21 protein-coding genes are annotated in these 23,792 nt (G+C 68.5%); 15 read left to right on the forward strand and 6 right to left on the reverse strand.

What is annotated here, in order from left to right; translation table 11 throughout:
- Window positions 1-28 precede the first annotated feature (28 nt).
- From ASF63_RS09520 to ASF63_RS09560, 9 genes are all read left to right on the forward strand, one after another.
- On the forward strand, window positions 29-1,048 hold the full coding sequence (locus tag ASF63_RS09520) for a LacI family DNA-binding transcriptional regulator (RefSeq protein WP_056512552.1): 1,020 nt from the start codon (window positions 29-31) through the stop codon (window positions 1,046-1,048).
- Window positions 1,045-2,592: a sugar ABC transporter ATP-binding protein gene (locus ASF63_RS09525; protein ID WP_056512555.1), complete on the forward strand. Its 1,548-nt coding sequence runs from the start codon at window positions 1,045-1,047 to the stop codon at window positions 2,590-2,592. The genes ASF63_RS09520 and ASF63_RS09525 overlap by 4 nt, the downstream gene beginning before the upstream one ends.
- Before the next feature lie 180 nt (window positions 2,593-2,772).
- Window positions 2,773-3,759 (forward strand): substrate-binding domain-containing protein, encoded by a 987-nt coding sequence (locus ASF63_RS09530; protein ID WP_056512559.1) that lies wholly within the window; start codon window positions 2,773-2,775, stop codon window positions 3,757-3,759.
- 93 nt (window positions 3,760-3,852) lie between these two features.
- Window positions 3,853-5,460, forward strand: coding sequence for a sugar ABC transporter ATP-binding protein (locus ASF63_RS09535; RefSeq protein WP_056512562.1), 1,608 nt, complete (start codon window positions 3,853-3,855; stop codon window positions 5,458-5,460).
- On the forward strand, window positions 5,457-6,524 hold the full coding sequence (locus ASF63_RS09540) for an ABC transporter permease (RefSeq protein WP_056512565.1): 1,068 nt from the start codon (window positions 5,457-5,459) through the stop codon (window positions 6,522-6,524). Before ASF63_RS09535 ends, ASF63_RS09540 begins: the two co-directional genes overlap by 4 nt.
- The gene (locus ASF63_RS09545; RefSeq protein WP_056512568.1) at window positions 6,521-7,558 is read left to right on the forward strand and encodes an ABC transporter permease; all 1,038 of its coding nucleotides are present in this window, start codon (window positions 6,521-6,523) and stop codon (window positions 7,556-7,558) included. Before ASF63_RS09540 ends, ASF63_RS09545 begins: the two co-directional genes overlap by 4 nt.
- A gap of 210 nt (window positions 7,559-7,768) precedes the next feature.
- Window positions 7,769-8,020, forward strand: coding sequence for a hypothetical protein (locus ASF63_RS09550; RefSeq protein WP_157534287.1), 252 nt, complete (start codon window positions 7,769-7,771; stop codon window positions 8,018-8,020).
- Window positions 8,020-9,138, forward strand: a complete 1,119-nt coding sequence (locus ASF63_RS09555) for a WXG100 family type VII secretion target (protein WP_056512573.1) — start codon at window positions 8,020-8,022, stop codon at window positions 9,136-9,138. Before ASF63_RS09550 ends, ASF63_RS09555 begins: the two co-directional genes overlap by 1 nt.
- The gene (locus ASF63_RS09560) at window positions 9,135-9,551 is read left to right on the forward strand and encodes a hypothetical protein (RefSeq protein WP_056512577.1); all 417 of its coding nucleotides are present in this window, start codon (window positions 9,135-9,137) and stop codon (window positions 9,549-9,551) included. Before ASF63_RS09555 ends, ASF63_RS09560 begins: the two co-directional genes overlap by 4 nt.
- A 23-nt stretch (window positions 9,552-9,574) precedes the next feature.
- Here the strand turns inward: ASF63_RS09560 and ASF63_RS09565 are convergent, their stop codons facing one another.
- The 4 genes from ASF63_RS09565 to ASF63_RS09580 all read right to left on the reverse strand — a co-directional run bounded on the left by ASF63_RS09565 (window position 9,575) and on the right by ASF63_RS09580 (window position 14,666).
- Window positions 9,575-11,443, reverse strand: coding sequence for a beta-L-arabinofuranosidase domain-containing protein (locus ASF63_RS09565; RefSeq protein ID WP_157534288.1), 1,869 nt, complete (start codon window positions 11,441-11,443; stop codon window positions 9,575-9,577).
- Complete coding sequence (locus ASF63_RS09570; RefSeq protein ID WP_082477973.1) at window positions 11,440-12,330, reverse strand: carbohydrate ABC transporter permease; 891 nt, start codon at window positions 12,328-12,330, stop codon at window positions 11,440-11,442. Before ASF63_RS09570 ends, ASF63_RS09565 begins: the two co-directional genes overlap by 4 nt.
- Before the next feature lie 5 nt (window positions 12,331-12,335).
- The gene (locus ASF63_RS09575; RefSeq protein ID WP_056512582.1) at window positions 12,336-13,241 is read right to left on the reverse strand and encodes a carbohydrate ABC transporter permease; all 906 of its coding nucleotides are present in this window, start codon (window positions 13,239-13,241) and stop codon (window positions 12,336-12,338) included.
- 129 nt (window positions 13,242-13,370) lie between these two features.
- Window positions 13,371-14,666 (reverse strand): ABC transporter substrate-binding protein, encoded by a 1,296-nt coding sequence (locus ASF63_RS09580; RefSeq protein WP_056512586.1) that lies wholly within the window; start codon window positions 14,664-14,666, stop codon window positions 13,371-13,373.
- Between the two features lie 191 nt (window positions 14,667-14,857).
- Here ASF63_RS09580 and ASF63_RS09585 point away from each other — a divergent pair, with 191 nt between their 5' ends.
- Window positions 14,858-15,880, forward strand: coding sequence for a LacI family DNA-binding transcriptional regulator (locus tag ASF63_RS09585; RefSeq protein WP_056512589.1), 1,023 nt, complete (start codon window positions 14,858-14,860; stop codon window positions 15,878-15,880).
- Window positions 15,881-15,922: 42 nt separating this feature from the next.
- Here the strand turns inward: ASF63_RS09585 and ASF63_RS09590 are convergent, their stop codons facing one another.
- On the reverse strand, window positions 15,923-16,768 hold the full coding sequence (locus tag ASF63_RS09590; RefSeq protein WP_056512593.1) for an NAD-dependent epimerase/dehydratase family protein: 846 nt from the start codon (window positions 16,766-16,768) through the stop codon (window positions 15,923-15,925).
- Between the two features lie 58 nt (window positions 16,769-16,826).
- Here ASF63_RS09590 and ASF63_RS09595 point away from each other — a divergent pair, with 58 nt between their 5' ends.
- The 5 genes from ASF63_RS09595 to ASF63_RS09615 all read left to right on the forward strand — a co-directional run bounded on the left by ASF63_RS09595 (window position 16,827) and on the right by ASF63_RS09615 (window position 22,866).
- Entirely contained in the window at window positions 16,827-17,840 is a 1,014-nt protein-coding gene (locus ASF63_RS09595; protein ID WP_056513000.1) for a LacI family DNA-binding transcriptional regulator, read from the forward strand.
- Between the two features lie 156 nt (window positions 17,841-17,996).
- A complete protein-coding gene (locus ASF63_RS09600; protein WP_056513003.1) occupies window positions 17,997-18,683 on the forward strand; it encodes an L-ribulose-5-phosphate 4-epimerase in 687 nt (228 codons plus the stop codon).
- Window positions 18,680-20,305, forward strand: a complete 1,626-nt coding sequence (locus ASF63_RS09605; protein WP_056512596.1) for a xylulokinase — start codon at window positions 18,680-18,682, stop codon at window positions 20,303-20,305. The genes ASF63_RS09600 and ASF63_RS09605 overlap by 4 nt, the downstream gene beginning before the upstream one ends.
- A 78-nt stretch (window positions 20,306-20,383) precedes the next feature.
- Complete coding sequence (gene araA, locus ASF63_RS09610; protein WP_056512600.1) at window positions 20,384-21,907, forward strand: L-arabinose isomerase; 1,524 nt, start codon at window positions 20,384-20,386, stop codon at window positions 21,905-21,907.
- Complete coding sequence (locus ASF63_RS09615; protein WP_056512604.1) at window positions 21,907-22,866, forward strand: aldose 1-epimerase family protein; 960 nt, start codon at window positions 21,907-21,909, stop codon at window positions 22,864-22,866. Before araA ends, ASF63_RS09615 begins: the two co-directional genes overlap by 1 nt.
- A gap of 207 nt (window positions 22,867-23,073) precedes the next feature.
- On the opposite strand, the gene ASF63_RS09620 is transcribed toward ASF63_RS09615, so the two are convergent.
- Window positions 23,074-23,739 carry a type 1 glutamine amidotransferase domain-containing protein gene (locus ASF63_RS09620; protein ID WP_056512608.1) on the reverse strand — a complete coding sequence of 222 codons (666 nt, stop codon included), beginning with the start codon at window positions 23,737-23,739 and terminating at the stop codon, window positions 23,074-23,076.
- Between the last annotated feature and the right edge of the window lie 53 nt (window positions 23,740-23,792).

Here is a 23,792-nt window from a genome sequence, read left to right on the forward strand (position 1 = left end):
CTCCGAGGTTCGGCCGACGGAGGTGCGCATGGTGAACGTCGGCTCCGACAAGCCCAACATCCGCCAGGTCGCGACCATCGCGGGTGTGTCGCACATGACCGTGTCTCGTGTGCTCAACGATCACCCGAACATCAAACCCGACACCCGGCGCCGTGTGCTCGAGGCCATCGAAGAGCTCGACTACCGGCCCAATCTCGTGGCCAGGGCGCTGGCGACCCAGCGCACCCGGCGCATCGGCGTCATCGTCGAGAGCGCGGTGGCCCACGGCCCGACCAGCATCCTCCGCGCGGTCGAGCTGTCGGCGCGTGCCGCGGGATACTCGGTCACCCCGATCGCGCTGCACGAGGGCGATGCGCTCTCTCCCCAGGAGGCGGTCGACAACCTCGTCACACAGGGGGTCGACGCGCTCTGCGTGATCGCGCCGCGATCGTCGTCCGTCGCAGCTCTTCGCCGTATCGCGATCACGGTGCCGATGCTCGTCGTCAAGGCAGACGCCGACCCGACCTTCCTCACCGTGTCGATCGACCAGCACGCCGGCACGACGCTCGTCGTCGACCATCTCGTCGCACTCGGCCATCGTGACATCCTGCATCTCTCCGGCCCGCTGGACTGGCTGGACGCGAGGGCCAGGGAGCGCGCATTCCACTCGAGGGCCAAGTCGTGGGGCATCCGCGAGAGGCCGATCGTGGTCGGCGACTGGTCGGCGGACTTCGCCTACGACTTCGCGAAGGGGCTCACGCGGCTGCCGGACTACACGGCGATCTTCGCCGCCAACGACGACATGGCGATCGGTCTGATCCATGGGCTGCACGACCGCGGCTTCGAGGTGCCCACCGATCTCAGCGTCGTCGGATTCGACGACATCCCGCTCGCGCGCCATTTCATCCCGCCGCTGACGACCGTGCGGCAGGACTTCGGCGCACTGGGTGTCTCGGTCGTCGAGATGCTGCGCGCGGCGATCGAAGGGCGCGACATCCCCGCGCTCACCCGCATCCCCACCGAGCTCGTGGCGCGCGCCTCGTCGGCCGCGCCGCGGGAGGTGCGATGACGCCCGAGCGTGATGCCGAGCCGGTCGTGCGGCTCGAGGGCATCACGGTCGAGTTCCCGGGGGTGCGTGCGCTCGACGACGTCGACTTCCGGCTGTTCGCCGGCGAGGTGCACGCCGTCATGGGCGAGAACGCGGCGGGCAAGTCGACCCTCGTCGGGGTGATCACCGGCACGCACACCCCGGATGCCGGAACGGTCTTCGTCGACCGCGAGCCACGGCGCTTCGCCGGTGTGGCCGACAGCCGGGCCGCCGGAATCGCCACCGTGTTCCAGGAGGCGCAGCTGAGTCCGAACCTCAGTGTCGCCGAGAACGTGATGCTCGGGCGCGAGCGTCGCGGACGCTTCGGCATCGACTGGAGACGCACGAGAGCGGATGCCGCCGAGGCGCTGACCCGGCTCGGACTCGACGATCTCGATCCCAAGACGCCGCTGTCGATGCTCACGCCCGCGCAGAAGCAGCTCGTGGCTCTCGCCCGCGCGGTCGTCGACGAGCCACGGGTCCTGGTGCTGGATGAACCCACGTCGAGCCTCGACGTGGCCGAGGTCGCGACGCTGATGCGCGTCATCCGCGGCCTCCGACAGCGCGGGGTGGCGATCCTGTTCATCTCGCACTTCCTCGAGCAGGCCTTCGCGATCAGCGACCGCATGACGGTGCTGCGCGGCGGCAGCCGGGTAGGCGAGTACGCCACCCGCGACCTGGATCGCGCCGACCTGATCTCGAAGATGCTCGGCAAGGACATCGACAGCCTCAGGGCCCTCGGTTCGGAGCGCAAAGCGCACCACTACTCGTCCGACGGTCAGCCTGCGTTGCAGGCATCTAACCTCGGCCGCCGGGGTGAGCTCGAGCAGATGGACATCGAGATCCAGCGGGGCGAGATCGTGGGCCTCGCCGGGCTCCGAGGTTCCGGGCGCACCGAGGTCGCCTCGCTCCTGAGCGGAACCGTCCGTGCCGACAGCGGTGTGCTGTGGGTCGACGGCGAGCAGGTGCAGCTGCGCAGCCCGTCGGTCGCGCTGCGGCATCGGATCGCGCTGTCGGCGGAGAATCGCGGCACGCAGGGCATCATCGGCGAGCTCACGGCGAGAGAGAACATGATCCTCTCGCTGCAGGCGTTGCGCGGGTGGTCGCGCCCGCTCTCGCAGGCCGAGGCATCGGCGCTCGTCGAGACCTACGTCGAGGCGCTGCATCTGGACCCGGCGGATCTCGATCGGCCGGTCGAGCTGCTGTCCGGAGGCACCCAGCAGAAGATCCTGCTCGCCCGCGCGCTGGCCGTGCGCCCGCACGTGCTGATCCTCGACGAGCCCACGCGCGGCATCGACATCGCCGCGAAGCTCGACGTCCAGCGGCGCATCAGCCAGCTGGCCGGCGACGGCGTCGCGGTGGTCTTCATCTCGTCGGAGCTCGAAGAGGTGGTGCGGCTGAGCGACCGCATCGTCGTGCTCAAGGATCGCGAGAAGATCGGCGAGCTCAGCAACGGACCCGGCGTCACAGTCGACACCGTGGTCGAGATGATCGCGGCCGAGCTGAGCCACAGTGTCGAACTGTGATCGGTAACACGATCGCTCGACGCTGATTGCACTGATTTTCTCGCAGACTCTTGTTTTCCAGAAAATGTTCCCGGTAACATCACCGCAGGACACGCGGTGCAGGTGTCCTGCAATCACGACAGGACCATGACGGTTCGACCATTGCCGGAGTGACTCCCGGCGTCTCAAAGAGGAGAAGAAATGTCCGCGAAGAAGCGCATCCGAATCGCGTTCGGCCTGGCAGCAGTCGGCGCACTCACCATCGGCCTTGCGGCCTGCTCGACCGGCGGCGAGGGAGGCGGCTCGGACGAGCTCACCACCGTCGGCTTCGTCGCCGTCGGCCCCGAGGGCGCGTGGCGCGAGGCCAACGAGCAGAACATCCAGGACACCTTCACGGAGGATGCCGGATACGACCTCAAGTACGCGCCCGCCACCAACCTCGACCAGAAGTCGCAGATCGACGCGTTCACGTCGTTCGTCGACGAAGGCGTCGACGTCATCCTGCTGTCGGCCACCGAGGCCTCCGGCTGGGAGGACTCGCTCAAGCGGGCGCAGGAGGCGGAGATCCCCGTCATCCTGCTCGACCGTGGCATCGAGCCCGACGACGACAGCCTGTACGTGACCCGCATCGCGCCCGACAACGTCGAGGTCGCCAAGGAGGTCGGCACGTGGGCGGCCGCCACGTTCCCCGACGGTGGCAACTACGTCGTGCTCGAGGGCCCGGCGGGAGTCGGCGTCGTGAACGAGCGCAACACCGGGTTCGACGAGGGCCTCGGCGACTCGTCGCTCACGAAGCTCGACGCGCAGACGGCCAACTGGTCGGCGGAGGAGGGCAAGAGCGTCTTCGAGACCATGCTCAAGGCCTCGGGCAACGACATCCAGCTGGTGTTCGCGCAGAACGACGAGATGGGTCTCGGCGCAGCGCAGGCCGCCGAGGAGGCGGGACTCGTCGTCGGCGAGGACGTCAAGATCGCCACGATCGACGGCACGAAGAACGCCATGCAGGCGCTCGCCGACGGTCAGCTCAGCTACGTGCACGAGTACAACCCGCTGTTCGGCGAGACCGCGCTCGAGGTCGTCGAGAAGGCTCTCGCCGGCGAAGAGGTCGAGTCGTACATCGTCGTCCCCAGTGAGGCGTTCGATTCCGCCGAGGCGGCGCAGGCCGTGCTGGCCGACCGCAAGTACTGACCGAGCACCGACGCCGACGCCGGAGCGATCCGGCAGCGAGCCCGGGTGGTGCAGATCCTGTGCCACCCGGGCTCTCCCGGACGGAGAGACAGCATGAACGAAGAACTGCCCATCGTCGAGATGCGGGGCATCTCGATCGAGTTCCCCGGAGTCAAAGCCCTCGACGGAGTCGACTTCCGACTCTTCCCGGGCGAGGTGCACGCGCTCATGGGCGAGAACGGCGCCGGCAAATCGACCCTCATCAAGGCGCTGACCGGCGTCTACCCGATCGACTCCGGATCCATCGTCGTCACGGGCGCCGAGCGCAGCTTCGGCGGAGCCGGTGACGCTCAGGATGCCGGGATCTCGACGGTGTACCAGGAGGTCAACCTCGCCCCCAACCTCTCGATCGGCGAGAACGTGATGCTCGGCCATGAGCTGCGGGGCGTGTTCGGCATCAACTGGACTGCCACCCACCGCGCCGCGACCGAAGCCCTCGATCGACTCGGGCTCGGCGACCTCGACACGCGCCGACCGCTCTCGACCCTCTCGATCGCGCTGCAGCAGCTCGTCGCCATCAGCCGCGCGATGGCGATCAAGGCAAAGGTCCTCATCCTCGATGAGCCGACCTCGAGCCTCGATGCCGCCGAGGTCGAGGGGCTCTTCACCGTCATCCGCTCGCTGCGCGACCAGGGTGTCGCGATCCTCTTCGTCTCGCACTTCCTCGATCAGGTCTACGCGATCAGCGACCGGCTCACGGTGCTGCGCAACGGTCGATACCAGGGCGAGTACCTCACCCGCGACCTCGACCGGCACGCCCTCATCTCGACCATGATCGGCAAGGATCTCGACGCGCTGAAGTCCCTGGGCGGCAATCGCCGCCGCGCGCCGCGTGAGGCCGACGAGAAGCCGCTGCTCTCGGCATCCGGCATCGCCAGGCGCGGGGCGGTCGAGCCGACAGACCTCGACATCCGTCCGGGAGAGGTGGTCGGCTTCGCGGGCCTTCTGGGCTCGGGCCGTACCGAGCTCGCCCGACTTCTGTACGGGGCCGATCGTCCCGACGAGGGAGCGCTCGAGCTGCACGGGCGCACCGTCGAGCTGCGTTCTCCCGCCGATGCGCTGCCACGTCGGATCGCCTTCTCGACCGAGAATCGGCGCGACGAAGGAATCATCGGAGACCTGACCGTTCGCGAGAACATCGTCCTCGCGGTGCAGGCCGAACGCGGCTGGGCGCGGCCGATGAGCCGCAAGGAGCAGGATGCGATCGTCGACCGCTACATCGCGCAGTTCAACGTCCGGCCGGCCGACCCCGACCGGATGATCAAGAACCTCTCCGGCGGCAACCAGCAGAAGGTGCTGCTCGGGCGCTGGCTCGCCACGCAGCCCGAGCTGCTGATCCTCGACGAGCCGACCCGCGGCATCGACGTGGGCGCCAAGGCCGAGATCCAGGAGGCGGTGGCCGCGCTCGCGGAAGACGGCGTCGCCGTGGTGTTCATCTCGTCGGAGCTCGAAGAGGTCGTGCGTCTCTCCGAGCGGATCGTCGTGCTCAAGGACCACCGCAAGATCGGCGAGATCCAGAACGGCCCCGATGTCACCGCGCAGGTGATCGTCGATGTGATCGCCGCTCACGGAGTCGAGGCCGCTGCCGAGACGCTCGACGACACCGACGGCGCCGTGCCCGATAGCATCGCCCCCACGACCGACAAGGAGGCAGCGCGATGACCGCGTCAGCCGGCACCACCATCTGGCGGGACCTGATCCACAAGCCGTTCTTCTGGGGCATCGTCGCGATCCTCGCGCTGCTCGCCCTGAACGTGATCAAGGACCCGACATACCTCGCGCTCTCGATCAACCCCAACAACGGAAACCTCGTCGGCAACCTCATCGACATCCTGCGCCAGGCGGCGCCGATCATGATGATCGCCATCGGGATGTCGCTCGTCATCGCCACAGGAGGCATCGACCTCTCGGTGGGTTCGCTCATGGCCGTCGCCGGGGCCGTCTCGATGGAGTTCCTCAGCGCCGCGGGTGACTCGTTCGGCGCGGCGCTCGCCGCGGTCGGACTCGCGCTGGTCATCACCGGCATCCTCGGTGCGGTCAACGGTCTGCTCGTCGCCTACGTCGGGCTGCAGCCGTTCATCGCCACGCTGGTGCTCATGCTCGCCGGGCGGGGAATCGCCAAGGTGATCACGGGCGGCCAGAACACGACGGCGTCGAACGATGCGTTCCGATGGATCGCGAACGGCTTCGTGATCGGCGTCCCTGTGGTGTTCATCCTCGCCGTCCTCATCGTGATCGCCGTCGGATGGGTGGTCAGGCGCAGCGCGCTGGGACTCATGATCGAGGCCATCGGCATCAACCCTCGGGCCAGCCGCATGGCGGGAATCAAGCCGAAGGGGCTGCTGCTCACCGCGTACATCATGAGCGGCATCCTCGCCGGTATCGCGGGCGTCATGTCGGTCGGCAGCGTCATGACCGTCGACATCTCCCGCACCGGATACCAGCTCGAGCTCGACGCGATCCTCGCGGTCGTGATCGGCGGTGCTTCGCTCGCGGGCGGCAAGTTCTCGCTCAGCGGCGCGTTCGTCGGAGCGCTGCTCATCGCCACCCTCGACAAGACCGTGCTGTATCTCGGCGTCTCGTCGTCGGCGACTCCTGCCTTCAAGGCCATCGTGATCGTCATCTTGTGCCTGCTGCAGTCGCAGCGGGTGCGCAGCTGGTTCCGTCGGCGCCGGAGGGTGCGACCCGTCGAACAGATCATCGCCAAGGAAGAGGTGTCCGCATGAGCGTCCTGACCGCCACGCCGGCTCCTCAGGCGACCGAGAACGTCGTCGACCGCCTGCGACGCATGATCACGGCTAATCCGTCGGTGCTGCCGACCATCGCCTCGGTCGTCATCTTCGTCGGCATGGTGATCTTCGGTGAAGTCGCCTACGGCCGCATCCTGCAGTTCAGCACCGTCTCGAACCTGCTCATCAACAACGCGCACCTCATCGTGCTCGCCGTCGCGCTGACGTTCGTGATACTCACCGGAGGCATCGACCTCTCGGTGGGCTCGATCATCGCGGTCTCGTCGGTGGCCGGCGTCATGCTCTCGAATGCCGGCTGGAACGCCTTTGCCGTGATCGTCGCGATGATCGGCATCGGCGTGCTCTTCGGCATCGTGTCGGGTGTGCTGATCAGGTACTTCAACGTGCAGCCGTTCATCGCGACGTTGGCGATGATGTTCCTCGGGCGGGGGCTCGCCTCGCTGCTCAGCACCAAGCCCGAGCGGCTCGGCGAGGACTCGCCCATCCGCTGGATCGGCACGCAGCTGAAGATCCTCGACGGTCCCAAGGTCAACGACCTGGTGATCACCCCCGCGGTGCTCGTCGCCGTGATCGTCGTGGCGGCCGCGTTCTTCGTGCTGCACCGCACGCGCACCGGACGCACGGTCTATGCGATCGGCGGATCCGAGAGCTCGGCGCTCCTGATGGGTCTGCCGGTGCACCGCACGAAAGTGCTCGTCTACGTGATCAGCGGTGGGCTGGCCGGTCTTGCAGCGGTTCTGTACACCGCTCGCCTCGGCACCGCGCAGAACATCACCGGCATCGGGTGGGAGCTCGACGCGATCGCCGCAGCCGTGATCGGCGGCACCGTGCTCACCGGTGCCTACGGCTACGTGCTCGGGTCGGTCATCGGGGCCCTGGTGCTCGGACTCATGAACGTGCTGATCACGCGCGACGGCGGGATCCCACCCGAGATGACCACGATCATCACCGGCGGCATCCTGCTCGTGTTCGTGCTGCTGCAGCGGGCGGTGACGCGCAAACGGGAGTAGCTGCCGTTCGCATCATCTGAATGGCCCCATCTCGCATAGAGGTGGGGCCATTCGCGTGCCGGGGAGGGTCTGCAACCTCGCTTTGCGTATCGGAATACAACACATGGGAAGCACTAGTGGCCTCATATGAGGACATTAGTTTGGAGGCAGGTGATCCTTGGGGGGAACGTGCGCCAACCAATCCATGTGGACTACGAAGGTATGCAGGGCATGGCCAGAACGCTGAACGGCCTTGCTGTCGGCGGATCGGCGAGTGCCTTGGATCTCTCGCCGATGAGGAGCGATCTCGTGACGTCGGCGGCATCGATGTTCTCGCGCGGCTGGGGCGACGCCGTCACTGCGCTCGAATGGGCCGCGCGTGGTCTCGCCGGCGCCGTCGACGAGACCGCCTCCGACTTCGTCGCTGCCGAGCAGGCTCACATCGATGCGCTCGCCGCCTACGTCGCCGCGCTGGACGACTGATGCCGTCCAACTGGACGTGGTCTGATCCGGGCGCGGGCGATGTCGGGTCATGCGGGCTCGCTGCTCGATGGGCCGAACTGCGGGCCTCCGATCTGTCCGACGCGCGCGCCGCGGTGACCACGATCCTGCGCGATCTCGATGCGTCGTGGACAGGCGAGAGCGCCGACGCCTTTCGCGGGCGGGCGGCTGGTCTGCGGCGAGATCTCGAGGATTCCGCTGAGGCGATGGATGCTGCCCGCAAGGCCGTCATCGAGTACGGCGATGTCGTCGCTGAGATCGCGGCACGAGCCGAGCCGCTGAAACAGGACCTCGCGGCGGCGCAGCTGATCCTCGACATGGTGAGCGAAGGAGCGCTGTTCGACAATGACGCCGCAGGGATGGAGTATCGGCTTCAGGCGGAGCGGCAGGCGACGATCGACGCGAGGACCGTGACTGCTGCACTCGCTGAGCTCGCTAAAGATAGAGCGACCGCGGATCAGACCCTCGCGAGTCTGCTGGGCCGCGTGGCGTCGGCCGCATGGGGAGGTCTGCGCTGCGTCGCCGAGAGTCCGGAGGGCTCGCGTCGCGACAAGGCCAACAGGCGCGTGATGGAGATGCTCGGTCAATTCTGGAGAGGCGACCTCGGGCGCGGAGCGGCCCTCGGTCCCGACGACCCGTTCGTGTCGACGTTGATGCGGAGCGACCACATCGAGAGTGTGCGAGAACGGGTGCTGGCCGACTTGCGAAGTGGAACTCTCACCAGCGCAGAGGAGGATTCCTACGACCGCTCGATCAGCAACAACCCGTCGGTGCTCGTCAACGATGGCGTGAATCTCGCGACCAGCGCGATGTCGGGTCCCCTGGCGGATTTCCATCTCGACGGGCAGAATCTGCCAGAGTCGTTCCTCGGATCGTATTCGCTCGAGGTGTTCGCCGGCGATCCCCGCCCGGATGGAGGGGTAGAGGTGACGTACGTGATGAACAACGAAACGACCACGGACTCCGCCACCCGCATCCCGGGCACCGGAGGAGGCCACCTTCCGATCGTTCACCCCTCGATGCTCGCCGCGGAAGTCGACAGCGGCGAGTGGGCGCCGCAGCACCAGACGATCGTGTGGACAGAGACGGTGTATCCATGATCGGCCTCGTGCGTCGGCAGGCGCGAATCGCCATGCCACTCGGAGTCGCCGTTGTCGCCCTCGCGCTCATCGGATGCGCACCGCAACTCTCCTCGCCGATCGGAGTATGGCGGGCAGCGGGTGATGACGAAGGAACTCTCGTCATCAATGCTGACGGTACTTTCGCGGCGGACCATGTCTCGTACGATCTGGTTCACGATCGCGACTCGGAGAACGACTTCAGTGCGGAGGGTACCTGGCGGCTGGTGCGGGGTGGTGCCGAGATCAAACTGCACGTCGTCGAGGCGGAACGTGCGGGCTTCGACGTCGGGCCAGCCAGCTTCTCCGTCGGCTTCGTGAACGGAGTGATCCGCTTCACCGATCCGGACGAAACCGTCGGCATCGAGTTCCGTATCGAGGATTCAGCCGAATGACGATGGAACTGTAGTCGGATTGATCACACCGTTGGGATCCAGACCCGCATCGTAGACGGACCGCGCCGGGCCCAGTCGTGGTACGCGATCAAGGGCGCGTCGACCGCCTCGCCGGTCGAGCGTCGCCGCACGGGCAGCACCACGTGACCCTCGTGCTCGACGGGCTCGCCCGCAACGATCGCGTCACCGACATCGGCTCCGAGATCGATCGACTCGAGCGCCAGAACCTCGGGGCCGCGTTCGATCACGACGCTGCCCCGCACCGCATCGACCATCGGATGCGGTGCCGTGGCCCGCGCCACGATCGGCAGGTTCAGCTCGACGATGTCGCCGACGCGGAACGCACGCACGACGTCGACCGCACCCGCGGGCGCAGGGGACTCCGTGACCCCGCCCTCGCTGCGCACGCGCACCGTCGCTCCCGACGCCCACGACGGTACTCGCAGAGTCAGGGTGAACTCGGCATCCTCGGTGATCGTGACCCGCACATCGCCGTCGGTCGGATACCCCGTCGACACCTCGAATGCCACGACCCGCCCGTCCGGCAGGGTCGTGAGCACGGTGGACGGTGCGTACTGGTGCAGCTGCACGCCGTCGTCGTCGGCGGTGGCCACATAGGCGGCGAGACTCGCGAACGTCCGGGCCACGTTCGGCGGGCAGCACGACACCTCGAACCAGGGCGCCCGCAGCGATGACGAGGCGCGCGGCGACGTCGCATCCGGATCCGCCGGCGTTCCCGGCGTGCGCTGGTGCAGCGTATTGGCGTAGAAGAAGGAGCGGCCATCCGACCCGGGCGAGGTCGCGACGACGTTGAAGAGCGTCCGCTCGATCAGGTCGGCGTACTGCGCCTCACCGGTGGCGAGCAGCAGCCGCCACGAGAACATGATCGACCCGATGCCGGCGCAGGTCTCGGAGTAGGCGCGATCCGGCGGCAGCTCCCAGTCATCGCCGAACGCCTCGTCCTGGTGATGCGACCCCTGGCCGCCGGTCACATAGGTGCGGCGTTCGACCGTGCGATCCCACTGCGCGCGCAGGGAGTCGAGCAGCGACTCGTCCGACAGCTCGGCGGCGACGTCTGCCGCGGCCGAGGAGAGGTAGTTCGCCCGCACGGAGTGCCCGCGCAGCGCCTCGGCGTCGCGCACCGACACGTCGTCCTGGAAGTAGCTGCGCCCCCATTCGATCTCGCCCAGCGACCCACGCCCGTGTCGTTCGATGAACAACGCTGCCTGATCGATGTAGCGCTGCTCGCCGAGCGCTCGACCGAGCTCCGCGAGGCCGACCTCGACCTCGGCATGCCCGCAGATCGCGTCGCGTCCGTCGGCGCCGAACTCGCGGCAGACGAGGTCGGCGGCGCGGCGGGCGATGTCGATCAGACCGTCGTCAGCATCCGGTCTCGTGCGCACCCGGGCGACGGCCGCCTGGAACAGGTGTCCGAGGCAGTAGAGCTCGTGCCCCCACTGCAGCGCCGACCAGCGTTCGTCCTGGCCCTCGCGGCCGAACATCGTGTTGAGGTATCCGTCGGGCTCCTGCGCGGCGGCGACCCGGCCGACCACACGGCGGAACCGCTGCTCGAGGTCGCTGTCGCCGGCGGCATCCGTGCGTCCGATCTCCCACGCGAGCGCCTCGAGGTACTTGTAGATCTCGGAGTCGGCGAACTCGCGGCCGCGACGCCCTGCGGGAAGCGTGCCGGCGGCGGCGAGATCGAAGTTCGGCAGCCACCCCTCAGACTCGAGCCGCGACTCGATGTGCGTGAGCGTGGCAGTTCCGTTGACGGCCTGGCGGTCGCCCCAGAACCCTCCGGTGATGCGCACCTCCGAGAGGCCGAGAGGGCGCAGGCGGCCGCGGGTGGGGACCACAGGAGCGGCCGGTGTGGTGGTGTCGAACATGGTCATCCCTTGAAGGCGCCGGACATGAAGCCGCGCACGTAGTGTCGTTGCAGGATCAGGAAGAGCAGGATGCAGGGGAGCGCCAGCACGACGACCCCCGCCTCGGTGGCGCCGTAGTCGACGACACCCTGCACCTGCCCGCGGAGGTTGGCCACCGCGAGCGGCAGCGTCATGCGATTGGTGTCGTTGATGAGGATGAGCGGGGCCATGAAGTCGTTCCATGCCGTGAGGAACGCGAACAGCCCGACCGTGACGAGACCCGGCTTGACCGCCGGAAGCAGCACCCGCCACAGGGCGCCCCAGCTGGAGCAGCCGTCGACCATCGCGGCCTCGTCCATCTCCTTCGGGATCGACTCGAACGAGATGCGCATCATGAACATCGAGAACGGCAGCTGGAACATCGTGATCACGAGCGCGACGCCGACGAGCGAGTTCTGCAGGCCGACCGCGTTGAGGATCACGTAGAGCGGAATGAGCAGCGTCGCGTACGGCACCATCAGGATCGCGAGGGTCAGCAGGAACAGCGCGTTCTTGCCGGGGAACGAGAAGCGTGCGAACGCGTAGCCGCCCAGCAGTGAGATGAACAGTGTGAGCGCCACCGTGAGCACCGACACGAAGAGCGAGTTGCCGAGGTACACCCAGATGCCGGCCTGGTACTCGCCGAGGGCGGCGTAGTTGCCGAAGCCCCAGCCGTCGGTCTGGCTCGTGCCGGCCATCGGACTGACAGATGAGACGCCGGTCCAGATGAGCGGATAGAGGAAGATCACCGCGAGGGCCGTGGTGAACACCCAATAGGGGATGCCGAAGACGACGCGTGCGGCCTTCGAACGGTACCGAGGCGCGGTGGGCTGATGGTTCGGGGCGACGATGGTGCGTGTCAGGGTCTGGGACATGGTTCTCAGCTCTCATCCGTGCGGCGGAACGCGCGCAGCTGGAAGACGTTGATGACGATGAGCGCGAGAAGCACGATCACCGAGAGGGCACCGGCGATGCCGAGGCTGTTCTGCCCCTGGAAGGCGACGTTGTAGATCAGCTGGACGACGGTCATGGTGCTGTTGTCGGGGCCGCCCTTGGTGAGGATGTAGAACTGCTCGAACGCGAGCAGCGACCCGGTCACGCACATCACGGTGGTGAGCGCGAAGGTCGGCTTGAGCAGCGGCACCGTGATGTCGCGGAACGTCTGCCACCGGTTCGCGCCGTCGATGCGCGCGGCCTCGTAGACGTCGTCGGGGATGCCCTGCAGGCCCACCAGCATCAGCAGCATGTAGAAGCCCGCATAGCGCCAGACGATCAGGAAGATCGTCGACCACAGGGCGCCCTCCGGTGTGCCGAGGAACGTGATTCCCCATGACTTCATGAGGTTCGCGAAGGGCCCGGCGATGGGGGAGTAGAGCACGTAGAAGAGCAGCGAGGCTGATGCCAGGCCGAGCGCGCTGGGGATCAGGAACGCGGTACGCAGGAACCCCTTCCATCGGGTCGACTCCTGCACCAGCAGGGCCAGGCCGAGCCCCAGGCCGATCAGAATGACGGTCGTGATGACGGTGTACAGAAGGGTGAAGCGGATCGAGTCCCAGAAGAGGCGGTGCATGACGGCATCCGCGTAGTTCTCGGGGAAGTTGATGCCCTGATTGCCGCTCAGCAGCGGCCAGTCGGATGCCGACATCTGCACCACCAGCACGAGCGGCACGATGAACAGCAGGGCGACGAAGATCGCCGTCGGGGCCGCGTACAGCCAGCCCTGCACCGGGCCGCCGAAGGCGGTGCGGCGTCTGCGGCGACGCAGCGGGAGTGTGGCCTGGGTCATCACGTTCTCTTTCGATCGGGACTGCAGGGGGCGAGGGCACCCGGAGTGCAGGTGTGCGGGGATCCGTGGCGAGTTCGCCGACGAGGATGCGGGGGGCGGCGCGATCTGCGCCGCCCCCCCCGCACGCGATCACTGCGACAGGATCGCGGTGATCTCCTCGTTGTCGGCCGGCACGGAGTCGTCGCCGTTCAGCACCGCGTTGCGCACCAGCGTGAGCCACGGGCTGCCCGGCGCGTTGAATGCCTGCTGGAAGTTCAGCGCCACCGGAGTGTCGCCTTGGGCGGCGACCTCGTTGATCGTCACCAGGCGGGGGTCGGCCGCGGCGTACTCGTTGTCGGCGAGGTCGCCGCGCGAGACGGCGTTGCCGTCCTTCGCGAGCACCTCGACCTGGGCATCCTCCGACATCATCCAGTTGAGGAAGTTCCAGGCCTGCGCGGCCTTCTTCGAGTCCTTCGAGATGCCGATGCCGTCGCCGCCGACGAAGGTCGAGGCGCCGCCGTCGACACCGGGGATGCCGGCGACTCCCGCGTCGAACTCGAGGGAGGGAAGCAGGGTCGCAGGGAACGGCATCACGCCGACCTTGCCCTCGCTGAATGCGGCGGTCCAGGTGGGTCCGGCCTCATCGGTCGAGGAGGGGAGGATCGCGCCGGCATCCTGCAGCTCTGCCCACGTGTCGTAGACCGCCTGAGCCGAGTCGCCGTCGAGCAGGGATTCGGTGCCGTCGTCGCTCATGACCTCGTCGCCCGATGCCCAGATGGAGGGGAACCAGGTGAAGACCAGGCATCCACCGCAGTTGAGGCCGGTCGCCGTGCCGTAGGTGTCGGGCTTGTTCAGTGCCTGGACGGCCATGGCCGCCTCGGCGAACTCCTCGAGTGTGGCGGGTGCCTTCTCGGGGTCGAGGCCCGCCTCGGCGAAGAGTTCCTTGTTCCAGAAGAGCATCGAGAGGTCGAGGGCGAACGGCAGCACGTACTCGGCGCCGTCGACGGTGCCGGCCGACAGGTGCCCGGGGTTGATCTCGTCCTTGAAGTCGAGGGCGTCGATCTGCTCCGACATGTCCTGGAACAGGCCCTGCTGCGCCCAGTTGGGCACGTAGACGATGTCGGCGGCGAACAGATCGGGCAGCCCGCCGGACCCGGCCGCCGCGCCGACCTTGGCGACGTAGTCGTCGTTGGGGACGACTGTGAGCTCGACCTGGTTCTCGTGGCTGGCGTTGTAGGCGTCGACGAGCAGCTTGGCCTGGCGCTCGATCGGAGCGCGGGTCCACAGCGTCAGCGTGGTGCCGTCATCCGTGCCCTCGGCGGGGATGGGTTCGTTCGATGCTTCGTCGGCGGCGGGTGCGCAGGCGGCGAGGCCGCCGACGAGCAGGCCGGCCGCGATGACGGCGGCTGCTGCCCGGCGTGCGGCGTGTGTGCGGATGGTGTTCATGGGCGGGGGCTCCTCTGGGCTCTTCCTCGAGCGGGTGCGGTGTGGCGCTTCGACAGTGCAGCGCCGGGTATGGAGATGAGGTGGAGATCGGGTTCTCCGAAATCTACGAAAACCCTTTCGAAAAGGTATAGCGTGGTTGTGACGGGGTCGTCAACCCTTGTTCCGATAACCTTTCAGCAACAGGGAGTGGGATGACCGACACGACTGGAGCACGGGCTGTGACCCTCAGCGACGTCGCCGCGCGCGCGGGGGTGTCGATTTCGACCGCCTCGAAAGCCCTCAACGATCGCGGAGATGTTTCGGCCGCGACTCGCGCCAAGGTGCGGTCGATCGCCGAAGAGCTGTCCTTCACCCCGAACGCGATGGCCCGAGGCCTGCTCGCCGGACGCACCGGCACGGTGGGTCTGCTCACGAGTGACCTCGAGGGCCGCTTCATGCTGCCGATCCTCATGGGGGCCGAAGACGCCTTCGGCGCCGGCCGCATCAATGTCTTCCTGTGCGATGCCCGCGGAGACGCCATCCGCGAGCAGCACCACCTGCGCGAGCTGCTGAGCCGTCGGGTCGACGGCATCATCGTGGTGGGGCGGCAGACCGACCCTCGGCCCTCGCTCGGGCAGGAGATCCCCGTGCCGGTCGTCTACGCCTACGCGCCGTCGGATGACCCGCGCGACCTCTCATTGACTCCCGACAACTATGCCGGCGGGCGTCTCGCGATCGAGCACCTGCTGGCCTGCGGGCGTCGGCGCATCGCGCACATCTCGGGCGACCCGACCTATGCCGCAGCTCAAGACCGTCTCGCCGGAGCCAGAGCAGCTCTCGGCGAGGCGGGGCTCGAACTCGTGGGCGAGCCGATGTTCTCGGAGTGGACCGAGCACTGGGGTCGCGACGCCGCGGCGATGCTGCTGCAGCGGCATCCGGACATCGACGCCGTGTTCTGCGGATCCGACCAGATCGCTCGCGGTGTGCTCGACTCCGCCCGTGATCTCGGGCGCACTGTGCCGGACGACCTCGCCGTGATCGGCTATGACAACTGGGAAGTGCTCGCGACCAACGCCCGGCCCGAGCTCACCAGCATCGACGCGAACCTGCAGCAGCTGGGGCGTCAGGCCGCGTTGCGGGTGTTCGACGCGATCGACGGCATCGACATCGGCGAGGGGGCGCACCACCTGCCGGTGCGCCTCGTGATCCGCGGATCGACCATCGCCCGGCGCTGAGGCTCTGCTCGCGTCCTGCTCTACCTCGCCAGCCCGCCGGGGTCAGACGTGGTCGCGCCAGGAGTGCTGCGGGTCGAACCCCAGGATGCGGCGGGCCTTGTCGATCGACAGCAGCGTCTCGTTCGGTCCGAACTCGCGGGCGACCGGCACATCGGGGAAGACCTCGGCGAGCAGTTCGGCGTTGGGGCGTGACATCACCGTGTCGGCGGCGGCGATGATGAAGTTGTCGAAGCCGGGGGCTGCGACTTCGAGCGCGCGCTGCACCGCCTGTGCACCGTCGCGGGCATCGATGTAGCCCCAGAGGTTCCACTTGCGGCGGAGCGCATCGGCATCGAAGTCGGGGAACTCGGCATAGTCCGCAGGGTTCATGACGTTCGAGAACCGCAGGGCCGTGATCGAGAGGTCGGGGTGCCAGCGCACGAGCTCCCTCGCCAGCTGCTCCTCGAGCGTCTTGACCAGCGAGTAGACCGATTCGGGGCGGGCGGGGTAGTCCTCGTCGACCGGCACGTAGGGCGGCGGCACGTCGAACGGCAGGCCCAGCACGGTCTCGCTCGACGCGTAGACGATGCGGCGGATGCCGAGTCGCACGGCTGCCCAGAAGACGTTGAACGTGGCCGGCATGTTGTTGTGGAAGGTGGCGACGTCGCTGCGGATGCCAGGCGCCGGGATGGCACCCAGGTGCACGACGGCGTCGATGCCGTCGTGCCGGTCGCCGACGGCAGTGAAAGCATCCACGACCTGGCCGTAATCCGTGAGGTCGACCTGCACGAAATCGGGGCCGCGAGTGCCCGCGACATCCATGCCGATGACCTCGTACCCCTGGGCGCGGAGTTCCCGCGCGACGACGCTGCCGAGCTTGCCCGATGATCCGGTGAGTGCGATGCGCATGTCACCAGAGTGGCACGAAGGCGAGGCGGCGGGGGCCGCTCGGCATACACTCGTCGGCGTGAGTGACACGAGCAGCGAGCCCCGGCGCACCATCGGCGTGCGTGACGTCGCCGTGCGGGCGGGGGTGTCTCGGCAGACGGTGTCGCGGGTGCTGAACGACCACCCCGAGGTCGCTACCGAGACCCGCGAACGGGTGCTCGCCGCGATGGCCGAGCTCGGCTACCGCATGAACAATGCCGCGAGGGCGCTGGGCACCCGCCGCTCCCGCACCCTCGGGGTGCTGGCGACCGACGCGCTGCACTACGGCCCCTCGCGCAGCATCGCCGCGCTCGAGGCGTCGGCCCGCGAGGTCGGCTATTGGCTGAGTGCGGCATTCGCGGATGCCGGAGACGCCGATGCGGTCATCGCCGCGGTCGACCACCTCGTGATGCAGGGCGTCGAGGGCATCGTCGTCGTCGCGCCCCATGCCCACACCCTCGATGCGCTCGACGAGGTGCGCATCGGCGTTCCCGTCGTGACTCTCCATGCCGCCGACCGGGGTGCGCGTGGCCTCTCGGTCGACCAGGCAGCCGGAGCCCGGCTCGCCGTCTCAGCGCTCGCCGATGCCGGGCACACGCGCATCGCGCACCTTGCCGGACCGGCCGACTGGCTCGAGGCCGAGTCTCGCGCCGAGGGGTTCGCTGCTGAGCTCGCCGCACGAGGCCTCGCCGCGGGGCCCGTGTTCGAGGGTGACTGGACCGCGGGATCGGGTTACGCAGCGGCCGACGCCGTGCGGGACTCGGGTGTGACGGCGGTCTTCGCGGCCAACGACCAGATGGCACTCGGGCTGCTCGGCGGCCTGCAGGAAGTCGGGCTCATCGTGCCCGGCGACATCAGCGTGGTGGGCTTCGACGACACCCCCGACGCTGCCTACTACTGGCCGAAGCTCACGACCGTGCGACAGGACTTCGCGGAGTTGGCGCGTCGTGCAGTGGCGGCGGTGCTGGCGGGGAGCGCCGGGGCTGCGGCATCCGATCTCCCGCCCGTGGCGCCCGTGCTGGTGACGCGGGACTCGGTCGCTCCGCCGCGCTGAGCACTCGCACTGCCGCAGCGGTCTCGGGCGTCTTGACGGTCCGCCGACCTCCGTGTCACACTACTGTGACCGGTCACAGTGACCACCGACGACCTTGAGGTATCCGTGAGCAACGAAGCCCCCGCTTTCTCTGACGAGAACGTCTTCTCCGCCGAGATCTACGCATCCATCCAGGCCGTCCGCGAAGACGTCGCCCGTCTGCACAGCGAACTCGTGCGCTACGACCTCATCGTCTGGACCGGCGGCAACGTCTCGGGCCGCGTGCCCGGCGCCGACCTGTTCGTGATCAAGCCGTCGGGCGTGAGCTACGACGACCTCACGCCCGAGAACATGATCCTGTGCGACCTCGACGGCGCCGTGATCCCCGGAAGCCCCGGCAGCGACCGTTCGCCCTCGAGCGACACCGCAGCTCACGCTTACGTCTACCGCCACATGCCCGAGGTCGGCGGAGTCGTGCACACGCACTCGACGTTCGCCGTCGCCTGGGCCGCCCGCGGCGAAGAGATCCCCTGCGTCATCACGGCCATGGCCGACGAGTTCGGCGGGCCCATTCCGGTCGGCCCGTTCGCGATCATCGGCGACGACTCGATCGGCCGCGGCATCGTGCAGACCCTCACCGGCCATCGCAGCCGCGCGGTGCTCATGCAGAACCACGGCCCCTTCACGATCGGGGTCGACGCGAACGACGCCGTGAAGGCCGCCGTCATGGTCGAAGACGTGGCCCGCACCGTGCACTACGCCCGCGAGGCGGGCCCGTTGATCCCGATTCCGCAGGAGGCCATCGACAGCCTCTTCGCCCGCTACCAGAACGTCTACGGACAGAACTCGGACGCCCGACGATGAGCGACACGACCGGCACGCCCCGCACGACGACCGCCCGCGACGACATCCTCGCCGGCCGCACGAGCCTCGGCATCGAGCTCGGCTCGACGCGCATCAAGGCGTGCCTGATCGGATCCGACGCCACCGAGGTGCTCGCCACTGGCTCGTTCGCCTGGGAGAACCGACTCGAAGACGGACTCTGGACCTACGCGATCGACGAGGTCTGGGCAGGCCTCCAGGCGGCATACGCCGGTCTCGTCGCGGACGCGGAGAACCGCCACGGCGTGCGCCCCGAGACGTTCGGCGCCATCGGCATCTCGGCCATGATGCACGGGTATCTCGCGTTCGACGCGCAGGGCGAGCTGCTCACGCCGTTCCGCACCTGGCGCAACACCAACACAGGTGTCGCGGCGGCCGAGCTGACCGAGCTGCTCGGCGTGAACATCCCGCTCCGCTGGTCGATCGCCCACCTGCACCAGGCGGTCGTCGACGGCGAGGAGCACGTGCCCCAGCTCGACTTCGTCACCACCCTCGCGGGCTACGTGCACACACGCCTGACCGGCGAACGCGTGCTCGGAGTCGGCGACGCCTCGGGCATGTTCCCGATCGACTCGGCGGCCGGCGACTACGACGAGCGGATGCTGCAGGCGTACGACGCCCTCGCTGCACACCGTCTTCCCGCGAGCGCACGAGAGCTGCTCCCGACAGTCCTCCCCGCCGGCTCCGCGGCAGGAACGCTCACGGCCGAGGGGGCGGCGCTCCTCGATCCGACCGGTGCGCTGACGCCCGGCATCCCGCTCTGCCCACCCGAGGGCGATGCCGGCACCGGCATGGTGGCGACGAACTCGGTGTCTCCGCGCACGGGCAACGTCTCTGCGGGCACCAGCATCTTCGCGATGGTCGTGCTCGAGCATCCGCTGGCCGAGGTGCATCACGAGCTCGACCTCGTGACGACCCCCGCCGGTGACGCCGTCGCCATGGTGCATTGCAACAACGGCGCCAGCGAGCTCGCTGCCTGGGCAGGGCTCTTCACCCGCTTCTCGGCCGCTGCGGGGCAGCCGCTGAGCGACGATGCCGTCTTCGACACGCTCTTCCGCGAGGCCCTCGACGGAGAGGCGGATGCCGGTGGGCTGCTCGCCTACAACCACCTCGCAGGTGAGCCGATCGCCGGCCTCACCGAGGGGCGCCCGCTCTTCGTGCGCACCCCCGACAGCGCCTTCACGCTGGCGAACTTCATGCGCTCGCAGCTCTACGGCGTCTTCGGCACGCTGGCGCTCGGGATGCAGGTGCTCGCCGCCGAGGGCGTCGAACTCGACCGCATGTTCGCGCACGGGGGCATGTTCCGCACCGCGGGGGTCGCGCAGCGCTTCCTGGCCGGAGCCCTCGGCGCCCCGGTCGCGGTGGGCGAACTCGCCTCCGAGGGCGGGGCGTGGGGCATCGCCGTACTCGCGTCGTACCTCGCGCACGCCGACTCGGTGTCGCTGGGCGAGTACCTCGAGCGCGACGTCTTCGCCTCGGCATCGCTCGCGGTCGCCGACCCCGACCCCGCCGACGTCGCCGGCTTCACCACCTACCTCGACCGCTACCGCGCCGGCCTCGCCGTCGAAGCCGCTGCGACCACCGCTCTCCCTCCCGGTCGCTGACGTTTCGACTCGCTCCGCTCGCTCAACGACCGGGCGGATGCGGCTCCTCGCTCAACGACAGAATCTGAAAGGCCTCTCATGCCCCGCACTCCGCTCACCACCTCGCTCGACGGCTACGAGGTCTGGTTCCTCACCGGCAGCCAGCACCTCTACGGCCCCGAGACGCTCGCGCAGGTCGCCAAGCAGTCGCAGGAGATCGCCCGCATCCTCGACGAGGCCGGCGAGGTTCCGGTCACCATCGTCTGGAAGCCGGTGCTGACCGATGCCGCGGCCATCAAGCGCACGGCCCTCGAGGCCAACGCCGACGACAGGGTCATCGGCCTGATCGCGTGGATGCACACGTTCAGCCCGGCGAAGATGTGGATCGCGGGTCTCGACGCCCTGCAGAAGCCGCTCGCCCACCTGCACACGCAGGCGAACGTCGAGCTGCCGTGGGCCGACATCGACTTCGACTTCATGAACCTGAACCAGGCGGCGCACGGCGACCGCGAGTTCGGCTACATCCAGACGCGCCTCGGCGTGCCCCGCAAGACCGTCGTCGGTCACGCGAGCGACCCGCGCGTGCGCCAGGAGATCGCGACGTGGCAGCGTGCGGCCGCCGGCCTCGCGGCATCCCGTTCGCTGAAGCTCGCCCGCTTCGGCGACAACATGCGCTTCGTCGCCGTCACCGAGGGCGACAAGACCGAGGCCGAGCTGCGCTTCGGCGTGCAGGTCAACACCTGGGGCGTGAACGACCTGGCGGATGCCGTCGCCGCGGCATCCGACTCCGAGATCGACGCCCTCGTGGCCGAGTACGAAGAGCTGTACGAGGTCGTGCCCGAGCTACGTCGCGGTGGTGACCGCCACCAGTCGCTGCGCGACGGAGCCGCGATCGAGATCGGTCTGCGGACGTTCCTCGAGGAGGGCGGCTTCGGCGCCTTCACCACCTCGTTCGAAGACCTCGGCGCCCTGAAGCAGCTGCCGGGCCTCGCGGTGCAGCGGCTGATGGCCGAGGGCTACGGCTTCGGTGCGGAGGGCGACTGGAAGACGGCGATCCTCGTGCGCGTCGCCAATGTGATGGGTGCGGGTCTGCCCGGTGGTGCGAGCCTCATGGAGGACTACACCTACGACATGACTCCCGGCGACGAGCTGATCCTCGGGGCGCACATGCTCGAGGTCTCGCCCTCGCTGACAACCGCCAAGCCGACCCTCGAGATCCACCCGCTGGGCATCGGCGGCAAGGACGACCCGGTGCGCCTGGTCTTCACCGCCGACCCCGGCCCCGCGATCGTCGTCGCGCTCAGCGACATGCGCGACCGGTTCCGCCTCACCGCCAACGTCGTCGAGAACGTTCCGCCGCGCCAGTCGCTGCCGAAGCTGCCGGTCGGCCGCGCCGTCTGGAAGCCGCAGCCCGACTTCAACACCTCGGCCGCCGCGTGGCTCACCGCGGGTGCCGCGCACCACACCGTCATGTCGACCGCAGTCGGGCTCGAGGCCTTCCGCGACTTCGCCGAGATGGCCGAGGTCGAGCTGCTCGTGATCGACGATGCGACGACGCTCCCCGAGTTCCAGAAGCAGGTCCGCTGGAACCAGGCGTACTACCGACTGGCGCAGGGGCTGTGATGGTCGACGTCTCTTCGACCACCGTCGACCTCGCGACGGCAGCGCGACCGCGCTCCGGTCGCCAGCTGCGCATCGCCGGACACGGCTATGAGGCGGTCATCGCGAGCGTCGGCGCATCGCTGCGCATGCTGACCTTCGACGGGCGCGACCTGGTCGTGCCGTTCGAGGCCGACGAGGTGCGGCCCGGATACCGCGGCACCACTCTCGCGCCGTGGCCCAACCGCATCGTCGACGGTCGCTACACGTTCGGCGGCGTCGAGCATCAGCTGGCGCTCACTGAACCCGCCCGTGGCCAGGCGCTGCACGGCCTGCTCTCGTGGGCCGAGTTCGAGGATCGTCTCGTGCTCGACGACCGGGTCGTGCTCGCGGCCGTGATCGAGTCGCAGACGGGGTACCCGTTCCGCGTCGAGGTCGAGACCGAGTACCGCATCGACTCCGACGGACTGCATCAGACCGTCACGGCGCACAACCTCGGGGCGGATGCTGCGCCCTGGGGCACCGGACCGCATCCGTATCTGGTCGCCGGCCCCGACGGCCGGGTGGACGACTGGACGCTCACCCTGCCTGCATCCGAGGTGCTCACCGTCACCGACGACCGGCTGAGCCCGGTGGCCGTCGAGGGTGTGGCCGAGCATCCGCAGTGGGACTTCCGCGCTGCGCGCCCGATCGCCGACGTCTTCATCGACCACGCTTTCACGGGTCTCGACCGCGATGGCGGTGTCGCCGAGGTGCGGCTGGTGACGGATGCCGGCACCGGCGTCGCGATGACGTTCGACGAGCGCTGCCCGTGGGTGCAGGTGCACACGGCCGACAACCCCGAGATCGAGGCGATCCACCGCATCGGCCTGGCGGTCGAGCCCATGACCTGCCCGCCGGATGCCTTCAACTCAGCGACGGACCTCGTCGTGCTCGAACCGGGCGCCACGCACGCGGCATCCTGGCGTATCACCGCGGTCTGAGGCGCGTCGCCGGCTTCCGGTCGCAGTTCGTGCCGCTGGCGGTGTGGCTCGATCGTTCCGGTCGCACTTTGTGCCGCTGGTGATGTGGCTCGATCGTTCCGGTCGCACTTTGTGCCGCCGGTACGACGCAGGCGCGGCACGAACTGCGACCGGAATGCCGTCGTGGGTCAGGCGCGGCACGAACTGCGACCGGAATGCCGTCGCGGGTCAGGCGAGAGCTGCGACCAGCGCCTGGGCGGCGGATGCCGACGACTGCGGGTTCTGTCCGGTGATGAGCAGTCCGTCGACGATCGTGTGATCGCTCCACGGATCGGTCACCTCGACGTCGGCCCCGAGGGCGCGCAGCGAGGTCTCGAGCAGGAACGGTGCGCGGTCGGCGAGGCCGCCGATGCGCTCCTCCTCGTCGGAGAACCCGGTGATGCGGCGGCCGGCGACGATCGGCTCACCAGCGGAATCGAGTGCGGGCAGCAGTGCGGCGAGCCCGTGGCAGACTGCGGCGAGAGGGCGGCCTGCGGCGACGGTCGCCGAGATGAGAGCTGCCGAATCGGCATCCACCGCGAGGTCCTGCATGGGGCCGTGGCCACCGGGGTAGTAGACCGCCGCGAAGTCGGAGCTGTCGACGGCGGCGAGCACCAGGGGAGTGGTGAGCCCCGAGATCTCAGCGAGAGCGGCGGCATCGCCCTCGCCCAGGCTCGCAGTGTCGGCGACCGGCTCGACGCCGCCGGGAGTCGCGAACACGACGTCGTGCCCGGCTTCGGTGAGCAGGCGGTAGGGCGCGAGCAGTTCTTCGGCCCAGTAGCCGGTGGGGTGCTCGGTGCCGTCGGACAGGGTCCAGGTGCGGGCGCCGGTGACGACGAAGAGGACGGATGACATGGATGCTCCCAAGGGTTCGGACGACGGATGCCGTGCGGATGCGATATCCGGGA

The organism is Microbacterium sp. Leaf320, assembly GCF_001423485.1.
Classification (GTDB): Bacteria; Actinomycetota; Actinomycetes; order Actinomycetales; family Microbacteriaceae; genus Microbacterium.

Excerpts from the sequence above, each read along its gene's own strand:
- ASF63_RS09520 (WP_056512552.1), top strand. The coding sequence starts at position 29 with ATGGTGAACGTCGGCTCCGACAAGCCCAACATCCGCCAGGTCGCGACC.
- ASF63_RS09525 (WP_056512555.1), top strand. The coding sequence starts at position 1,045 with ATGACGCCCGAGCGTGATGCCGAGCCGGTCGTGCGGCTCGAGGGCATC.
- ASF63_RS09530 (WP_056512559.1), top strand. The coding sequence starts at position 2,773 with ATGTCCGCGAAGAAGCGCATCCGAATCGCGTTCGGCCTGGCAGCAGTC.
- ASF63_RS09535 (WP_056512562.1), top strand. The coding sequence starts at position 3,853 with ATGAACGAAGAACTGCCCATCGTCGAGATGCGGGGCATCTCGATCGAG.
- ASF63_RS09540 (WP_056512565.1), top strand. The coding sequence starts at position 5,457 with ATGACCGCGTCAGCCGGCACCACCATCTGGCGGGACCTGATCCACAAG.
- ASF63_RS09545 (WP_056512568.1), top strand. The coding sequence starts at position 6,521 with ATGAGCGTCCTGACCGCCACGCCGGCTCCTCAGGCGACCGAGAACGTC.
- ASF63_RS09550 (WP_157534287.1), top strand. The coding sequence starts at position 7,769 with ATGGCCAGAACGCTGAACGGCCTTGCTGTCGGCGGATCGGCGAGTGCC.
- ASF63_RS09555 (WP_056512573.1), top strand. The coding sequence starts at position 8,020 with ATGCCGTCCAACTGGACGTGGTCTGATCCGGGCGCGGGCGATGTCGGG.
- ASF63_RS09560 (WP_056512577.1), top strand. The coding sequence starts at position 9,135 with ATGATCGGCCTCGTGCGTCGGCAGGCGCGAATCGCCATGCCACTCGGA.
- ASF63_RS09565 (WP_157534288.1), bottom strand. The coding sequence starts at position 11,443 with ATGACCATGTTCGACACCACCACACCGGCCGCTCCTGTGGTCCCCACC.
- ASF63_RS09570 (WP_082477973.1), bottom strand. The coding sequence starts at position 12,330 with ATGTCCCAGACCCTGACACGCACCATCGTCGCCCCGAACCATCAGCCC.
- ASF63_RS09575 (WP_056512582.1), bottom strand. The coding sequence starts at position 13,241 with ATGACCCAGGCCACACTCCCGCTGCGTCGCCGCAGACGCCGCACCGCC.
- ASF63_RS09580 (WP_056512586.1), bottom strand. The coding sequence starts at position 14,666 with ATGAACACCATCCGCACACACGCCGCACGCCGGGCAGCAGCCGCCGTC.
- ASF63_RS09585 (WP_056512589.1), top strand. The coding sequence starts at position 14,858 with ATGACCGACACGACTGGAGCACGGGCTGTGACCCTCAGCGACGTCGCC.
- ASF63_RS09590 (WP_056512593.1), bottom strand. The coding sequence starts at position 16,768 with ATGCGCATCGCACTCACCGGATCATCGGGCAAGCTCGGCAGCGTCGTC.
- ASF63_RS09605 (WP_056512596.1), top strand. The coding sequence starts at position 18,680 with ATGAGCGACACGACCGGCACGCCCCGCACGACGACCGCCCGCGACGAC.
- araA (WP_056512600.1), top strand. The coding sequence starts at position 20,384 with ATGCCCCGCACTCCGCTCACCACCTCGCTCGACGGCTACGAGGTCTGG.
- ASF63_RS09615 (WP_056512604.1), top strand. The coding sequence starts at position 21,907 with ATGGTCGACGTCTCTTCGACCACCGTCGACCTCGCGACGGCAGCGCGA.
- ASF63_RS09620 (WP_056512608.1), bottom strand. The coding sequence starts at position 23,739 with ATGTCATCCGTCCTCTTCGTCGTCACCGGCGCCCGCACCTGGACCCTG.